Raw genomic sequence first — 16,354 nt, 5'->3', positions numbered from 1 at the left:
GCAGATGCGGGTGCACCTTGGCTCAGCCCGTGAACGCTTCCCGCAGCGCGTCGACCTGCGCGGCGAGGAACGCCTGCGAGACGGGCTTGCGGCGGAACAGCGCGTCGAAGCCGTGGAACGCGCCGGGAACGACGTGGACCTGGCAGGCCACGCCGGCCGCCCGGAGCCGTTCGGCGTATGCGAGGTCCTCCTCGTGGAACAGGTCGAGGTCACCGACGCCGATCCACGCGGGCGGCAGGCCGGTCAGGTCCTCCCGCCGGGCGGGTACGACGTAGTCGGGGACGTGGTCGGCGCCCGGCGGGCCACCGAGGTAGGACGTCCAACCGAAGCGGTTGCTGCGTGGCGTCCACACCCGCACCCCGCGGGTGTCGTGGTCGCGCCTGATCACCGTCCGGTCGTCGAGCATGGGGTAGACCAGTAGTTGGAAGGCGATCGGGACCTCGCCGCGGTCGTGGGCCATCTGCGCCAGCGCGGCGGCGATCCCTCCCCCGGCACTGGCTCCGGCCACCGCGATCCGGGTCGTGTCCAATCCCAGCTCGTCGGCTCGTTCGTGGAGTCCGTGCAGGGCTGCGTAGGCGTCCTCGACGGCGGCGGGGCCGGGGTGCTCCGGTGCCAGCCGGTACCGCACGGCCGCCACGGTGGCGTGCAGCTCACGCGCGAACGTGTGGCTGGTCAGGTCGTCCTGGACCGGGCTGCCGCTCACCAGACCGCCCCCGTGCACCCACAGCACGAGGGGCATGCGCGTCGACTCCGGCTGGGTGGGCCGGATCAGGCGCACCTGTACGGGGTCCGCACCCGCCGGACCACTCAGCTGCATCTGCTCGACCCGCACTGCCGGATCCGCTGGCCCCGGACGTGGCTCCAGCTTGCCCAGCATTCGCACCACGCGCGGGCCGAAGGAGAGCGGAGGGATGAAGCGCCCGGCGCGTAGGTCGGGGTGGAAGGCGACCGGCGCTCGACCAAGCATGAGGTCAGCATGGGTCATCGGAAGCGTTGGAGGACCCCAGTCGTCGCAGCACGTCCCGCGGCCGCGCTGGTGTCAGCGACCTCACCGGGCCGCGAAGCGTCAAGGCGAAGACGCCGTTTCATGTCGACGCGCACGCAGTTTCCCGGGCACGCCTCAGGCACATCCGGGGGCACACATGGGGCACAAGCTCCGAGTCGCCACCCTCGACAAGCCGGCACCACGGGACAAAGGCCCTGGTCGGCGGCGAACTCGATGCGTTGGTGACGGTGTGTGGCACCGTCGGCACACTGAGCCGATCCTCCGGTCTGCCGCCGAGCGTTGGTCACCGTGTTCCCGCAGGTCACGGGCATGATCGAGATGAGCGGAGGGCGTGGGATTCGAACCCACGAAACAGGAATGGTTACCTGTTCAACGGTTTTCAAAAGCGTCTGCCGTACCACCCTTGACCTGCGGGTTCGTCGGCGCACAGCGGTCCGGGGGCACTAGACGGGCACGGCCAACCTGGTGACGACCGCCGTCAGCCGGTGACTGCCGGGCACGGACGCGCATGCCTGGCCCCGCCGTCGCACCCGGTGAGAATGGGTCTTGAGCGGCGCGTCCGGTGCATGGGCGCGTATGGTCGGACGACCATGGTGAGCTCGGCGAGCGCGGCCTTAGCGCACAGGGCCATGGCAGCGGACGATTCCGACCCTTCTCAGCCAGCCTGTAGTCCCGAGGACCTGGGAGTACGGATCGGCCTCGACGTTCGCCCTCTCCCTGACGGAACTGTCGGGGGTAGAGAGAAGCCCGAAGGGATGAGCGCTTTCGACGATCCCAGTCAGATGCCCGCGCATCTGCGGCCGGCGAGCCTCGGCGGGACGGGTCAGCGTCCCGTGTGGGCGTTCCCTCTCGACAGCATCCCAGACAACCTGCTCTTCACCTTCACTCGTCATTCGCACGGCGTGTTCGGGCCGGCCAGGCAGATGCCACTCCGGGCCTTTCAGAACGCGCTTGAAGAGACTCGAGGCGACTGGGTGATATCACATGGTTGATGAAGTAGCACCGGTCGCGCGTGCCCTTCAGCTGCTGCATGAGCGACTGGCCGACGATAACCAAGCTGGCCTGAGCCAGGTCCTGAGGGGTCTCCAACGTTTAGGCCTCAAGAAGGAGGACCTGCAGGTCCATCTCGAGCGCGCTCGCGCCGTTAACGATGTCCAAATGCACGACACGCTCATAGAGCGTAACTGTTTGCTCGCCCTTGACATGGTCACGGGCCAGGCCGGTGACGCATCCCTGCGCTGGGATCCGGCTGCCATTGCTAGGTTGATGATTCCGCGAGCGCTCGATCCGGAAGCCGTCGAGCCGGCCATCGTTCCAGCCTTGTCGCGGAGCGACATGCTCCCGCCGCGCCCTGTGGCGGTCCCGCTTGAGAGGCTGCGCGATAGCCTATTGGTTCAGGTCGTCTCGCGGCTAAACGAAGGTGTTGTCGAGCCGCAGCGAGCCGACTTCTTCCGCGTCCCGAAGAGCGGCTTCGCTAGCCGGCCAGCAGCGCTCCTCTCACCCCTCGATCGGATCGTGTGGGAGGCCCTTGCGGAGATGGTTCTCCAGCCACTCGAGAGAGTTGTCAGTGCCTCAGTCGTCTGGCCGCGCGGTCGGGAAACCATTCAGCACGATGTGTTCTCCCGCGGCGTTGTCGCGTGGGAAACGCCGTACATCGTGAAAACGGACATCGAGGGCTTCTACGAGAGCGTGGACCATAATCTTCTGAGCGTCGGGCTCGGGGCGGCACTCCGCGCTAAGAGCACATATACCCAAGCAGTTGAGGCATTCTTAGACGCGGTCATGAGCGGCCCTCTAGGTTTGCCACAAGGACCACCCGCTAGCGAGATCTTTGCTACCTGCTATCTACTCCCGGTCGATCAGCAACTGGAAGCTGATGGGCTACGCTTCCTGCGCTACGCGGACGACTACGTCTTCGAGGCAAACGACCTGCAAGACGGGCGCCGAAAGTTGGAGGCTCTCGAGTCGAGGCTGCGCGCACTCGGGCTTCGCCTAAGCGCACCCAAGACCCGCATCTTGAAAATGGAAACCTATCAACGACACGTTGGGGCATCGGTCAGCCCTCGGGTTGTAGCGCTGCAGGACCGGCTACGGTCGATCACCGAAGAACGATTGCTGACGTCCGAAGATTCTGATGAGGTCGAGGGAAGGCTCCGAGAGATTGGTGTAGACGACGAGACCGTGTGGGAACTTCTATACCACAGGAGCTTAAACCTCGATGAGGTAATTGATGGACTGCGTGAACGGCTGAACCCGACCCTTGTGGACTCCTACGCCACGTTCGTTGAGCAAGAAGTTCTCAGCCTCCGCCGCGGACGCTACCCCGAAGACGAACGTCGCAGTCAGACGGACCTGGAGGAGTCAATCCTCTACCTGGCCGGAGCGGAGAAGTGGATCAGCTCCAGCACATTGATTGACCTCCTCACATGGCACCCGACTATTGCTCCAGCGGCCTCCGCGTACCTGCGCAATATAGCGGGTGGGCATCCGGACGAGGCCCGTAGCGCTGTCCTTGACTGGCTCAGGGCGGGTGTTGCTTCGGACTGGGTCCGCTCATGGGCGTGTGCGGTAGCGGAGGCAGAGCCTCAACTCGTCGACGACGCCCTCGCGGCCGAGCTGCGTCTGATCGCCCGCGACCCAACGGACGGTCCACTGTCTCGGGCCGGGGCGACGCGCGCCCTGGCTGCGTCACGGCGACTGGACCAGCAGTCCTGGGATATTGCTCTCGGCGCCGCCTCTCCGGCAATGGCCTCCGAGCTCTACCTGGATGCCCAAGCCGACCCCGCGGGATACCCCGCAACGCCAAGTCCCATGCTCGCCTTGGGCAGCGCCCCGCTCGACGAACCGTGAGGTCGAAATGATCCGACGAGCCGGCCTATACACGCGACGACACCTTCAACGCCTGATGGCCTCTGCTTGACGAAGCGCGAGGCGCTGCTCGCCTCCTCTGACTTCGACCAACTCAACGCGGCCATTTACCCACCATAAGCAAGACATGCCCGTACTGGCGAAGAGCCCGAAATATCCGCATCCTAATTTTTAGCCTTTACGGGCTCTTCGCAGATGAGGGTGTAGCCAGCGACGCAGTTGGGGGGCAGAGGAGGGCGCGTCGGTGCCTGGGTAGAGGTCGAGGCCTCCCGAGGATGGAAGTTCCTACGCCGCCATCCCGGAAGACCTCGACGTGCTCGACGCTACCTTCGCGACCCCAGACCTGACGACGTTCTGCCGCCTCGACGAGCTCGGCCTCGTGGTCGTCGGGCAGAAGCTGGAACCGGATCGTGCGGTGCTCGCCTGCCGTGTCGCCGACGACGTCACGGACGAGTCGAACCGGTGGTGCCGGCGCTGCGGCTGCGAGGGACGTGCTCGGGACACGGTGACCCGACGGCTGGCACACGAACCGCTGGGCTGGCGGCCTACAACGCTGCTGCTCACGATCCGCCGCTACAGATGCACCGGCTGCGGCACGTGTGGCGCCAGGACACCAGCCGCGCCGCCGAACCGCGGGCCAAGCTCACCCGCACCGCGTTGCGGTGGGCGCTGGTCGGGCTGGTCTGCCAGCACCTGACCGTCGCCCGCCTCGCCGAGGCCCTCGCGGTGTCCTGGGCCACCGCGAACAGCGCCGTCCTCACCGAGGGCCAGCGGGTCCTCCTGAACGACCCGGCCCGCTTCGACGCAGTGAAGGTGATCGGGGTCGATGAGCATGTCTGGCGGCACACGCGCCGCGGCGACAAGTTCGTGACCGTCGTCATCGACTTGACGCCTGTCCGGGACCGGACAGGCCCGTCACGCCTGCTGGCTATGGTCGAGGGCCGCTCCAAGCAGGCGTTCACCACGTGGCTCGCGAGCCGCCCGAAGGCCTGGCGGGACGGCTTGGAGGTCGTCGCGATGGACGGCTTCACCGGCTTCAAAACCGCGACCACCGAGCAGCTGCCCGACGCCACGGCGGTCATGGACCCCTTCCACGTCGCGCGGTTGGCCGGCGACGCCCTCGACCGCTGCCGGCGCCGGGTCCAGCAGGACCTGCACGGGCACCGCGGGCGCAAGGACGACCCGCTCTACCGGGCCCGTCGCACCCTGCACACCGGCGCCGACCTCCTCACCGAACGGCAGCACCAGCGCCTCACCGCCTTGTTCGGGTTTGAGGACCACGTCGCGGTCGAGGCCACCTGGGGTGTCTACCAGCGCGTGATCGGCGCCTACCGGCATCCCGACCGGGCCGCCGGGCGGGCCGCGATGAGCAGCCTCATCACCAGCCTCAGCGCGGGCGTTCCGGCCGCGCTTACCGAGCTGCGCACGCTGGGGCGGACGCTGAAGAAGCGGGCCGACGACGTCCTCGCCTACTTCGACCGACCCGGCACGAGCAACGGCCCGACCGAAGCCGTGAACGGCAGGCTCGAGCACCTCCGCGGCAGCGCACTCGGCTTCCGCAACCTCACCCACTACATCGCCCGCAGCCTGCTGGAGGCCGGCGGCTTCCGATCGCGACTACACCCTCAATCGTGAAGAGCCCCTTTACGGCGGCGTCAATGTATGGGACGGGTGTGACCATCGGGGCTACGGTAGTATTCCCGGACCGACAAAACGAACATGCCCCCAAGGGTCGTGCTCGGAACAGTACACAGCCGCGTTCGTCGGGTTAAGGGCTCCCTCTAGCCTGCGCGGGGCCACAAACAACTCCGCGTCCGCAAGTTTCGCCGAGCAGCCTAAGGGCGCCTCGCATCGGCCGCGCACCCCCACGATGCGGACGATCCAGAGTGGCTGTGGCAGCGAAATTAACCCTAGTCGGGGATGCAGGAACGTGGTGGGGCTCCACGCCGGGGCGTCGTACAGCGCCATGTAGCGAGACTTGACGCGGTTGCACCAACCGCAAGCCAGGCGCAGATTGTCGCGCTCGGTGTCGCCGCCTCCCGCCACCGGGCGCACATGATCAATTTCCGCGTCGAGGTCGCGGGCCACACGGCCACGTGGTCGAACGCAGTCCACCAGCATCGGCGGGTCAGCATGCCTTGAATCTGCTCTTCGAAGAAAGCGACCCTTCGCGTCGGGACGGAACTTGTAGCCGCACAGATAGCAATGGGCGCCAGGCTCGCTTCGAAACCAAATCTCCTCGCGCTCGCGTGGCGTGAGCCGCAGGCGGCGCCCGCGACGGCGGTGCAGCACCTCCTTCCAGGCGAGCGACGCGACGACTCTGGACAGCTCGGCAAGCTCGTCGCTTGGGAAGAGCGGGTGCTCCGCCCGGAGTGTTGAACGAAGGTCTGCGTAAAGATGAGCAAGCCCAAGTTCCTGGTCCCGGACGTAACGACCGATGTCCGCCATGCCCTCCACGTACCAGCGGGCCCAGGTGGAGGCGGCGTCCGCGCGCAAGAGCCATCCGAGCGAACCGAGCGCATCGCCCGGCACGAACTGCGCCGCGAGGGTAGTGAGCGCGTCACGAGACCAAGCGGTCGTAAGCGCGCGATCTGCATGATTGACCCACCCGGCGATGGTGGCTGCATTATCCACTACTGAGTCACTGGGGGGTGTAGTTCTCCACCCGCGGGAGCCGGGTTGGATTCTTTCGGTACTCGGACCAAACCTTGGCCCAACGCTCCTTGACGGCCTTCTGATCCTTCTTGAGGGTCATCCTCCAGTCGCGATTGAAGTAAGTCTGATTCGTGTCCTCGAGCCAATCGCCTACAGTTGTGTCGACGTCTTCGACCGAGTTGAGCGTGAGGCGCCTTTCAACGAGGAACTGAAAGTAGTCCGCGGCGAGAATGGTCAGGCTGATCTTGTTGTATAGGTTTGATGCCGTATTGCCCCAGGCGTTGTGCGCTTCCATGTCTTCTGGGTCGCCGAAGCAGTCCCGAATCAAGGAATAGAACCGCGTGAAGATCGCGCGCCAGGGGCCATCCGCGTCTGCCCACAGGCGAAGGGCGTGCTCGGCGTCCTCGGCTTCGCCAACGAGAGCCGAATTGGGTAGGTACTTGTCGCGCCAGATTGCTGCATAGTCATTATTCTGCCCGTAAAGCTTTCCCCCGCGCAACTCGCGAAATATGGCGGTCAAGCCCTTAAGCACCGTCCACTGCAAGTGGCGATTGTCGTCTCCGCTAACTCCGGTCTGAACAAGTCCCATGAAAGGACTCTCCGGGGCCCGGGTCATGTACGCGACGGCCTGGGAGTCATCCAGGGGGATACCAGCGTCCCTGAGGCGCTCCGCCACCGGCTCAAGTTCGTCCCGAGATAAGCTCGTCGAAACGATGGTGCCCAGCAGAGCGCGTCCCATCGGCGTTGCCTTCTGATTGACGACAACGAACTGGAAAACGTGCTCGGACGGGCTGTCGTCCATTAGCAGGGACACTGGCAGGCTGCGGCCGTACTGGTCGAGCAGTGCCTTCTTGACCGCTGCGGGCTCCTCACCTGCGTCGATGGCGTCCATCTGCGCTCTCTGACCCTCTTCAGAGTCCAAGCTTGCTTCTGCTGCCAGCACTGCGCCCCGTAGGCGATGTTGGCCGTCCACGAGCACCACCGGCTTCAGGTAACTCAGCATCGCGTCACGACTGAAGCCCAATAGAGAGTCGGGATGAGACTGCTCGCCGATTCGCTCGAGTATGTCGATACGGATGAGCAACTCCTGGTAGAAGTCGACAATTTGTGTCTCCTCGGCAAAGACTGCGGAGGCCGCCTCGGCAACGTCCTCGTCCTGCATGACCACGTCCTCGTCCACGCCCGGCTCATCATCGTGCTCTATTGGACCCTGGCTGTCGTCGGCGACGTCGAGGTCGTGCGTGTCGCGGGCGCGCTCGATCGCGGCGCGCAGCCGCTGCGGATCCAGCTCGACCGATGACAGCCCCTCAACGCGCGTCGCCAGTCGCTCACGCACCTCGCGCAGCAGCTCAAGCAGCGGCATGTCGGCGTAGGGACGGGGAACGACTACAACGTGACCGATTGCCGAGTCCTCCGCCCCGGGTTCGAAACGAACAGAATCAGCGTCCTGTAGCGCGCACAAGAGAGGGTTCTGAACAACGTTGCGGCCGTCGCTGAAGAACGCGGTGAGTTCCTTGAGTCGGCCTTGGTTCTCCTCGCGCTGCCAGCCCACGGTCTCCTCGCCAGCTAGCCGACGCCGCTGCGGGACACCGGCCCAGGAGTCGATGTGGCCGGCGGGTGCCGCGAAGAGCACCAGTGGTTTGCTTCTGTCGGTCTGCTTTAGCAGGAAGGCCGGGTAGCGATACTCGTTCAGCACGGGAGACCCTTCTTGAGGCGTACGGGTCGACCGTAGCGGCCAGGAGGCGCGCGAGCCCCCTCACCGATGGTGCGGCGGGGATGAAGTCCGGGATACGGTGCCGTCCAGTCGGACGAGCACCCACCGGCGCTCGCTGTGGCTCGGGTGGTCAGACAGCTACCCCAACCCTTCAAGCAGAGCCCGATCGCACCTCGCGGTGGCGCGGACCTCGTCGGCGTCGCGCATGTGTTCAGAGCACGTTGCCCTGCCCGCCGGGGGACTGGGGCACGGGCGAGAAGTTACCCGCGAAGGAGCCGGTGGCCTCGCAACGTGACGCCGGCTGCGTCAAGCGTGTCCCGCCAGCCTCGGAGGGTCCCGATCCGTTCGGGATGCTCATAAAGTCCAGCCCGCATCTCGGCTCGGGTCAATCGCTCGTAGAGCGGTCGCTTCGGGTCATGGGCGCCGAGGAACTCTTCCTTGCGGTGGAGCAGCGGCGGGCTCTCCGACCGGCTGTAGTCACGCCAGTCGACGCTGAGTTTCCGCAGGTTAACCGTCACTGACGAGCGCAGCGTCGGGTGCGGATCACGGTCAAAGGTTGGGTAGCTCAGGTATGAGATCTGCGGCTCGCTGACGGACAACTTGATTATGTTGGCGTGGTCGACGGTTCCTGCCAGCACGCGAGCGCAGCCCTCGTAGACCTGCAGCACCGGCGGGATCTCCGTCATCGCCGACCGATGGACGTAGAGCGCGCTCGGCGTCTGCTTGCCGATCGTCGAACTGCGAGCGTTGACATACAGGAGCGCCTGGTCACCGCACGCGAGAAGGAGTCGGTCGGCGTGAAGGCATGCCTCCTGGTAGGTCCCGAACAGCAGTCGCAAGTCCGTGGCAAGCGTCCGGTCGAGCTGTGAGAGCTTCGGCCGACGGCCGAACCGAGAGAGGGCCACGTAAATGAGCAGCTCGGCCCGGCGCTGGACGGTGACCTCGGCCCAGTAGTCGTCGTCAGTGACCTGCCGGATGAGGCGCTGCGCCTTACCGAGGCTGCCGAGCGCCTCTTGAATCGCGGCTGCGGTGGTCTCCGGGAGTTCTCCAGGCTTCGGTGGCCGGGCGTGCTCGCGCATGAAGCTCATCAACGGTGCCAGCGTCTCGGCGTTGGCCTCGTAATGCGCCTGCGGATCGATGCGAACACGCGGCCGGTAGGTGTAGACGCGCGAGGCGACGAACCGCTGGGCGGCAGCCTCGTCGCGAAACAGGTAGAAGATGCCGGGCGCCGCAGCGTGCGGCTGCACGCCGACGGTGTCCTCGATCCATGCCGCCAGCTCAGGCTGGTCGTAGAACTTCTGGAACGTGCCGCTTCGGGTGATGAGGCCGTCGCCGATCGGGCGGCCGATGAGGCCCCGGGCGTCCCACGTCATGCGCGTCGAGACGACGAGCAGTTCACGGCTCAAGTCCCAAGCGGCTCGGAGCGTGTCCGCTCGCTCGCTGGGTCGCTCGATCACGTTGAGGACGTATCCCAGGTTGACCACGTCGGCCGGGCGTCGTTCAGCTTCAGGGCGGTGCATGGGGTCCCAGCCATCTACCGTGTAACCGAGCGTGCGGAGATGCCGAATGTCGTCACCGCGACCGCAGCCGTAGTCGAAGACGGTGCGCTCTGGCTGCAAGAACCCATCAGCGGCAGCCGTCGCCATCGGACGGGACAGGGCAACCCGTGTCATCGCCGTCCTGTGACGAGCAACGGACTCCAGGATCATGCCGCTGGCGGCTCGCTGAGCCCGACACCAGCGAGCCCAGCCACGTCACTCACCCGAGGATCACCGACGAGATACCCGATACCGCGGTGCAGGTGGAGTCGGAACTGCTGGGCTAGCGTTTCCTCGTCGAGCGGAAGCCCGTCGATTCGGCAGCGCATCTTGACGAGCGCCCACAGCACGTCCCCGAGCTCTCCGCCAAAGGTCCGCCAGCTCATCTCGACGTTGCTGTCGAGCGTCAGTTTGATCGTAGGCGGCGGCGCCAGCTCAGCGAGTGACCGGCACAGCGCCCAGCGGCAGAGGACGTTCCAGTGCGCAATGCCCGTGCGCCGCTTGAGCGTGATCAATTGGTCACGCGCCGTCTGTGAGAGCCGAACGTGTTCGAGGGCCATCATCACTCCCAGAAGTAGCCGTCTTCGATGTTGGTCGCATTTGTCGCCGGATCAAACTTGAGGTGATAGGCGCGACCGACGTACAGAGCGATGCGGTCAAACGCCTCCTCGTCGATCTCGGTGTCGGTCGACAACAGCACGACCTGATGGCTGGCCTGCGGGAAGTAGCGCTCGAGTAGGTGCTGTCGGTGCGAACCATCAAGCCGGCCGAGGGGCGTATCAATAACCACCGGGAGCGGCTGTCCGGCAGCACGCGCCAGACCCCACAGCAGGGCGACCGCGAGCAGCTGGCGCTCTCCTGCCGAAAGGTCGTTCGCCGGCAGTGGGTGCCCATCTGCTCCCGTCAGTGCGACGGTGTGGGTTTCCGGATCGATCCGAACGTCGGTGATCAGCTTCTCTTTGCGGAGCAATGCGCCGAGTGCCTCGAGAATGAGCTCGGAGATCCGGTCGAGGTGACGCTTCGTTGCTGCGACGCGCAGGCGCTCCAACGTGTCCCGTACCTTCTCGACGTGTTCGACCAGGCGACGGTCGTCGTCGACGGCGAGGTTGGCCTGAGCTGCCTTGTCGAGGGCAGTTTCGTAGGCGGCGTGGGCCTTCGCCCGGTCGGCCCGCGCCGTCTGCAGCATTTCCGCAGCCAGGGCCAGCGCGGCTTCAGCGCGAAGCAGCGCGTCGCGCGCCTCCTCACGAGCCTGGCGTAGCGGCGCCAGCGCCTCGGGCTCAGGGATGGCTCCCAGCATGCGCTCGGCCTGATCGAGTTCCGCCTTCAACCGCGCTCGCCGCTCAAGCGCCGACTTAAGCCGCTTCCGGGCCTCAGGCATCGTCGTCGCGAGCAGGCCCTGCAAAGCCGGCAAGTTTGTGAGGCCCGTGACGTTGTCGGTGCTGGCGACGGAGCTGCGACGCTGCTCCCGGTCCTCGGTCAGAAACTGCTCGATCGCCTGTATAGCGCCGACCTCCACCTTGGCGTCGCGAAGCCGCTCCAGCAGGAGGTCATCCCGGGAACTGAAGGCCTCGATCACCAAGGCGTCTCGACGCACCTCATCTTCAGCCCGTGCCTGTTCGACGAGCCGCGACAGCAGGCCTTCTACCTGTAGCAGCGGCGTGCTCTCCCCGAGTTCGTGCCGGATCTCGTCCTCACACTGCGCCACGCCGGCGCGGACCATCGAAGCGGTTGATTCGATCGCCTCGTGCTGCTCGAGCAGGCCTCCCCCGGCTGCACGGTATGCCTCGGTCGTCTCGTGCACGAGCTTCTCGCAGCGCTCAACCTCAGTCCGGCGAGCGGCTTCGGCTTCTGCGGACGCCTCTTCCGCATGCCGATGAGCTGTGACGAGTTGCTGCTTCTCCTCGATCGCTTGGCGGAGTTCCTCCGGCACCTGCTGGCCGCGGTGGCGGCGCCGCAGTACCACAAGGTCAGTGGTCAGGCGGTCGACGAGGTCGAGGCCAAGCAGAGCAGCGAGGGCGGATCCGAGCACCTGACGGGACCGTTCCATGTCGGCGAGCGCTTCGATCTGCTCTCCATCAAAGAAGAACAGGCCGGCGATGCCACGGGGCAGGAACGTTTCGACGTGCTCGTTCCAGGTCGCGGTGAGGCTCTGGTTGTGTCGCCCGTCGACTGAGACGAGCAGGATCTCGCGGATGGAGGCACCCGTGCTCTTCCAGCTCCGCCGGATCCAGTACGTGTGCTCGGCGCCTTCCTGGTGGGCGGTGAACGTCAGCTCGATAGAGGCGCCCTCGCTGAGTGGCACTCCGCGATGGACGAGCCCACGCAGGTAATTCTCATAGCTGCCGGTCCGTCGAGCCGAGGCGTGGATAAGGGCGCCGTAGAGGGCCAGCTGGATCGACTCGAGAATCGTGGTCTTACCAGCACCATTGAGGCCGCCCACCAAGACGACCGGCTTGGCCTCTGAGGGTGGCGTGAGGTCGAGGACGTGGCGGCCGGCGAAGGTGCCGACGTTGTGGAGTGCCAGCCGGTTGATGATCACGAGGTGGGCCCCGCCGTCGCCGTCGGGCGGGCGTAACCATCTGCTAGATCGAGGGGATCCGGCGATCGATCATGCTCTGCCGGGACGCGTTCCAGGGCGGCCTTCCGCTTCTGGGCGCGCATGGTGGCGTCGGCCTCGTCGTCGTAGAACCCCTTGCGCAGGGCCTTCTCCAGCGACTCGAAGAGTCCCGCACGTCGTACTTGGGAGCGGTGCCGCTGTTCGATGTCGAGCAGCTCGCGGACGAGTTCGAAGTGCAGCCGATCCTCACCGACGACTTCCTGGAGCGAGCTGATCATGTCGGCGCCCAGCGGAAGGTGCTCATCGAGTAGCTTGCCGGGGTAGGGCGCACCGATGGCAGCCTCGTAGATCCCCGGCAGGTGGTCCTCGAATTCATGCTTGTCGACGACCCAGATCCGGCGGATCTCCTCGAGTTCGGCGGTGGTGATCAGGTCGAGAGAGCGGACGTAGTCGGGGCCGTTCTCTCGAATCCAAGCCTGCGCCTCGAGGAGACGGCGCAGCCAGTCCTCTCGGGCGGACTGCTTGTACGGGCCAGGGATCGTCTTGTCGTGGAACAGCTGCACCGAGCCGTTCATCCGACGGAAGTCGCGAAGGTGTCGGTCATCAGCGACGTCCAGTTCGTTACGCAACTCGAGGAGCGGCAGCATCCACTCCTTCTCCTCGTCGTTCTGGATCATCGCCGACATCGACTTGTCCTTCTCGACGAGCGTGCAGGTCCAGCAGCCGAAACGGCTGTCGCCACAGCTCGGCGTACTGGCATCGACCACCAGCGGGCACTCGCCGTCGGGCGACGCGCCCTGGTACATGGTCAGCAGCTCCTTGTTGGAGTACCCCCATGGATTGGGCGTCTGCATCAGGAAGGTCCAGACGTCGTCGTTCGACCAGTTCTCCACTGGCGAATAGACCAGGCAGTTGGGCAGAGAGTCGTTGGGGCTCAGCAGGTCGCGCACGCGGCGCGACTCCAGCGCTGCCATTCGAGCATGGCGGCCTGAGCTCTCCGCCTTGCGGGTGCCGAGCACCAGGATGGCCTCGCCGTGCGAGCGCACCATGTCGCGGATGAAGGCGTTGGACGGCTTGATCTTGAGGCGCTCGGTGCACCAGCGGAACTTCGGTCGCGGTGCCGGATAGCCGCGGCCGATGAGGTTGACCCAGAACGTGTCAGTCACCGTCGGCGTCAGGCGGTGGGGCGTCAGCGGCAACCCCTGGGCCGCCGCTTCCTCGGCCATCACCTCGAGCGAGTGCGTCACCCAGGCCGCCACCACGGGGTTCTCGACCAGCGTGTCCGTACTGATGACGTGCACGGGCTTGGTGCGCTGCTCCGGCTGGAGGCCCTGCAGCGCCTGCCAGACGATCTGAAGCACCGCGGTCGAGTCCTTGCCGCCGGAGTAGCCGATGACCCAAGGCACGCCGTCTGCGCGGTAGAGCTCCTGCGTCTGGGCAACTAGAGCATCGACGGTCCCGGCGAAGCCGAGGTCGTCGAATGCCGAGCGCGGCCGGATCGGCAAACTGGTGATCATTTCTCTCCTCGCTTGAAGGCGTCTTCGGCGCGCTGCTCCTCGGGGGGCAGCGGTAGGCCCAGGACCTCACGGATCAAGGCGGTGGTAAGCAGGACGTTTGAGGCGCCCTTGGTAACCTTCCCGCCGACCGTGGCGCGGCCCTCCCATACGGCCGAGTTGTTGCGATGCCAGTCGATGCCTGACAGCCTCGAAAGCTTCTTCTCCCACGTCGAGGGCGTCAGGTTCTGCCGGACCAGCGTGTTGCCGACCTTCCCGAGCGCGTGCAGCACGATGCCGTGGCTGTGGATGAAGTCCCGCCGGACCTCGCCGGCGCGGACGTCGCCGCGGTGCACCTGTTCCCAAGTGGGGAACTGCTTCGCGACGGCGCGCCAGTACTCCACGGTCAATTCGATGCGCCGCTCGACCGACTCTTCCTCAATACCCTCGAGCAGCGCCCGGTCGGCCGTGTAGAAGGCCGACAGCGTGAACAGCTTGCGCGAGCGCGCAGCTAGGTTGCTGGTTTCCATCTCGGTGATGTCGCTGAACAAGGGCGACTTCAGGACGGCTTGCTTGGCCACCGTCGAGAGCGGATCGCGGTGGTCGTAGAGAACCCCGATGGACTTGGCGGGGCGGATGGCATGCCGATTCAGGTCGGCGAACATCTGCTGGCACCGGCTCAACCCAACGTCGATGAACATGACGATGGCGATAGTCTCGTCGCTGAGGTCAGGATTCTCCTCCAGCGCCCGCGCGATCGCCGCACGGCGGTGTTGCCCGTCGTTGATCACGAACCTGGCGTCCATCGGGATGGCTAGAGTGCCCACGCGATCGGCCACCCCGCCGTCGTTGACCAGCGGCGTGAACCGAACGTCGGCATTCACCGAGGCGGTCAGCGCCGAGAAGACGTAGCTGTCGGAGTTGTCCACGATGTAGCGCGCCATCTCCGGCACGCGGGCCTTGTTGAGCGTCCGCTGGGCACGCATCTCCGGTGGCAACTCCTCCTCGTCGAAGAGGAAGAGCTTTGGGATCAGCCGCAGTGGCCACATCGTCACGTAGTACTCGCGCCCCGCCTGAACGCCCCGGATCGCCGGAAAGACGTACTCGAACCCCCCTGGACGGGCACTGGTCGAGTGACTGCTGGCCGCCTCCACGATCGCCGACACCTTCACCACACCCCTACACCTACCGTCGGTTCGGATCGATGTCCGAACTGCCTGCATTCTGAACCGTACAACACTCCGTACGGACGGGTAGGCTCACGAACATGACAGTAGCGACACCCCTGGACACGTCGGCTAGCGGAGCGCCCGACGAGCATCGCCCGGTCTACCTCGATCACGCCGCGACGGCTCCGGTCGACCCCCGCGTGGTTGACGAGGTCGTGACCTACATGTCGTACGAGTTCGGCAACGCCGGCAGCCGGACGCATGGCTACGGCCAGGTCGCAAAGGAGCGAGTCAACCGAGCGCGCGAGGAGGTCGCCGCGGTCGTGACGGCGAAGTCCGACGAGGTGATCTTCACCAGCGGTGCTACCGAGAGCAACAACCTGGCCATCCTCGGCCTGGCGGCATACGGGAAGTCGACGGGCAAGCGACACATCATCTCGACCCAGATCGAGCACAAGGCCGTCCTCGAGCCGTTGGAGGTGCTACGCAGCGAGGGCTTCGAGATCGAGCTGCTGGCACCCACCGAAGGAGGCTGGGTCTCGCCTGCGACTGTGGCGGCCGCGCTTCGGCCAGACACACTCCTGGTCTCCGTCATGGCGGTCAACAACGAGACCGGTGTCGTGCAGCCGATCGAGGAGATCGCGGAGTTGCTGGCCGGGCACGACGCCTTCCTTCACGTCGACGCAGCCCAGGCAGTCGGAAAGTTGATCGCCCCACTGCAGACCAAGCGGATAGACATGTTGTCCATCTCCGGACACAAGATCGGCGCGCCGAAGGGCATCGGAGCACTCATCGCCCGGCGTCGCGGCTACAAACGCCCACCACTGACTCCACTCATGTACGGGGGTGGCCAAGAGCGCGGACTTCGCCCCGGCACCTTGCCGGTACCGCTCGTCGCTGGGCTTGGGGCGGCATCGACCTTGGCTCTGAAGGAGGCGAAGCAGCGGTCCGCCTCAGCCGGGGCGATCAAGCAGGCTCTTGTCGAGGGTCTCCTTGCCCTCGGCGCGAACATCAACGGCGACCCGAAGCGGACGGTGGCGAACACGCTCAATGTGTCGATCCCAGGCGTCGACTCGGAGGCCGCCATCGTAGCGCTGAAGGACGTGGTCGCCGTCTCGAACGGGTCCGCCTGCACTTCACAGAGCTACCAACCCAGCCATGTCCTGCAAGCTTCGGGACTGCCCCGCGAGCGCATCGAAGGGGCGCTCCGGTTCTCTTGGGGGCCCGCCACAACAGAAGTCCCGGTGCAGCTCATCATCGAGCGGCTGAAGGGACTTGCGCGCGCTTGACCTCCCGGCGCCCCGTGTGCGCGGCACCCGTCAGGACGCGGGGCCGAGTACGTCGGTGCGCTCGG

Annotated in this window: 10 protein-coding genes, 1 tRNA gene and 1 pseudogene; 3 read left to right on the top strand and 9 right to left on the bottom strand. The window is 65.8% G+C overall.

Translation table 11 applies throughout. From position 1 onward, the window contains the following. Positions 1–22 precede the first annotated feature (22 nt). Together WAB14_RS11000 and WAB14_RS10995 are read right to left on the bottom strand one after the other, a co-directional pair. Positions 23–778, bottom strand: coding sequence for an alpha/beta hydrolase (locus tag WAB14_RS11000; RefSeq protein ID WP_340269767.1), 756 nt, complete (start codon positions 776–778; stop codon positions 23–25). A gap of 551 nt (positions 779–1,329) precedes the next feature. Continuing rightward, a tRNA-OTHER gene (locus tag WAB14_RS10995) sits at positions 1,330–1,409 on the bottom strand. A gap of 755 nt (positions 1,410–2,164) precedes the next feature. Here WAB14_RS10995 and WAB14_RS10990 point away from each other — a divergent pair. After that, positions 2,165–3,856 (top strand): reverse transcriptase domain-containing protein, encoded by a 1,692-nt coding sequence (locus WAB14_RS10990; protein WP_340269766.1) that lies wholly within the window; start codon positions 2,165–2,167, stop codon positions 3,854–3,856. Positions 3,857–4,187: 331 nt separating this feature from the next. Continuing rightward, positions 4,188–5,509, top strand: a pseudogene (locus WAB14_RS10985) (ISL3 family transposase). 51 nt (positions 5,510–5,560) lie between these two features. Here WAB14_RS10985 and WAB14_RS10980 read toward each other — a convergent pair. The 7 genes from WAB14_RS10980 to dndB form a co-directional block, all read right to left on the bottom strand. Beyond that, a complete protein-coding gene (locus tag WAB14_RS10980; RefSeq protein ID WP_340269764.1) occupies positions 5,561–6,508 on the bottom strand; it encodes an HNH endonuclease in 948 nt (315 codons plus the stop codon). 7 nt (positions 6,509–6,515) lie between these two features. Further along, positions 6,516–8,225, bottom strand: a complete 1,710-nt coding sequence (locus tag WAB14_RS10975) for a ParB N-terminal domain-containing protein (protein WP_340269762.1) — start codon at positions 8,223–8,225, stop codon at positions 6,516–6,518. 278 nt (positions 8,226–8,503) lie between these two features. Continuing rightward, positions 8,504–9,952 (bottom strand): DNA phosphorothioation-associated putative methyltransferase, encoded by a 1,449-nt coding sequence (locus WAB14_RS10970; RefSeq protein WP_340269760.1) that lies wholly within the window; start codon positions 9,950–9,952, stop codon positions 8,504–8,506. Further along, entirely contained in the window at positions 9,949–10,341 is a 393-nt protein-coding gene (dndE, locus tag WAB14_RS10965; RefSeq protein WP_340269758.1) for a DNA sulfur modification protein DndE, read from the bottom strand. The genes WAB14_RS10970 and dndE overlap by 4 nt, the downstream gene beginning before the upstream one ends. 2 nt (positions 10,342–10,343) lie before the next feature. Further along, positions 10,344–12,320, bottom strand: a complete 1,977-nt coding sequence (gene dndD / locus WAB14_RS10960; protein ID WP_340269756.1) for a DNA sulfur modification protein DndD — start codon at positions 12,318–12,320, stop codon at positions 10,344–10,346. Next, complete coding sequence (dndC, locus tag WAB14_RS10955) at positions 12,317–13,855, bottom strand: DNA phosphorothioation system sulfurtransferase DndC (RefSeq protein WP_340269754.1); 1,539 nt, start codon at positions 13,853–13,855, stop codon at positions 12,317–12,319. The genes dndD and dndC overlap by 4 nt, the downstream gene beginning before the upstream one ends. Then, positions 13,852–15,006 (bottom strand): DNA sulfur modification protein DndB, encoded by a 1,155-nt coding sequence (gene dndB, locus WAB14_RS10950; RefSeq protein WP_340269752.1) that lies wholly within the window; start codon positions 15,004–15,006, stop codon positions 13,852–13,854. The genes dndC and dndB overlap by 4 nt, the downstream gene beginning before the upstream one ends. A 92-nt stretch (positions 15,007–15,098) precedes the next feature. Here dndB and dndA point away from each other — a divergent pair, with 92 nt between their 5' ends. Then, entirely contained in the window at positions 15,099–16,289 is a 1,191-nt protein-coding gene (dndA, locus tag WAB14_RS10945) for a cysteine desulfurase DndA (RefSeq protein ID WP_340269750.1), read from the top strand. Positions 16,290–16,354 lie beyond the last annotated feature (65 nt).

The sequence above is a fragment of the Aquipuribacter nitratireducens genome, assembly GCF_037860835.1.
In the GTDB taxonomy this organism is placed as follows: Bacteria; Actinomycetota; Actinomycetes; order Actinomycetales; family JBBAYJ01; genus Aquipuribacter; species Aquipuribacter nitratireducens.
The sequence above is the reverse complement of the archived record's forward strand: the minus strand, read 5'-3'. Positions and strand labels throughout refer to the sequence as shown.

Coding starts and splice junctions, on each gene's coding strand:
- WAB14_RS10990 (WP_340269766.1), top strand. CDS start 2,165: ATGCACGACACGCTCATAGAGCGTAACTGTTTGCTCGCCCTTGACATG.
- WAB14_RS10970 (WP_340269760.1), bottom strand. CDS start 9,952: ATGATCCTGGAGTCCGTTGCTCGTCACAGGACGGCGATGACACGGGTT.
- dndE (WP_340269758.1), bottom strand. CDS start 10,341: ATGGCCCTCGAACACGTTCGGCTCTCACAGACGGCGCGTGACCAATTG.
- dndC (WP_340269754.1), bottom strand. CDS start 13,855: ATGATCACCAGTTTGCCGATCCGGCCGCGCTCGGCATTCGACGACCTC.
- dndA (WP_340269750.1), top strand. CDS start 15,099: ATGACAGTAGCGACACCCCTGGACACGTCGGCTAGCGGAGCGCCCGAC.